Consider the following 512-nt stretch of genomic DNA (forward strand, 5'->3'; position numbering starts at 1 on the left):
CTCAAAAGTATACGCATTATAAATCCGCCTACCCCATGCACCTCATCATGTGGCTTGCCATCTATACTACACGCAGAGAAAGTGAGCTAACACGTATGGCATTGGCAGATTTTGACGGCGAACATTGGTTGATAAAAGACATGAAAAACCCCAAAGGTTCATTGGGAAATCATAAACACGTCAAAATCCCCACATCTGCTCTGCCTGTCATCCGTGCCCTACAAGAGCCAAGCATTCGCAAAAATATGATGGCGTGCAAATATTATGATGAAAGCTTGCTACTGCCCCTTGATGGCAAAAATATCTCAAAATTGTTTACTGAGGCATGCAAAATACTAGGGATTGATGATTTACATTTTCATGATTTACGCCACGAAGGAGCAACACGACTGGCTGAACAAGGCTTAACCATTCCACAAATGCAAGAAATCACAGGGCATGACAGTTGGAATAGCCTGCAACGTTATACTAATCTTAAAAAACGTCCTAAGACAGTAGAGTATGATGAGATA

At 41.6% G+C, this 512-nt stretch carries 1 protein-coding gene; it reads left to right on the forward strand.

From position 1 onward, the window contains the following. On the forward strand, positions 1-512 hold a 512-nt coding region (locus tag CEW93_RS10635), incomplete at both ends, for a tyrosine-type recombinase/integrase (protein ID WP_146416673.1).

It is taken from the genome of Moraxella sp. VT-16-12 (assembly GCF_002224245.2).
Taxonomy (GTDB): domain Bacteria; phylum Pseudomonadota; class Gammaproteobacteria; order Pseudomonadales; family Moraxellaceae; genus Moraxella.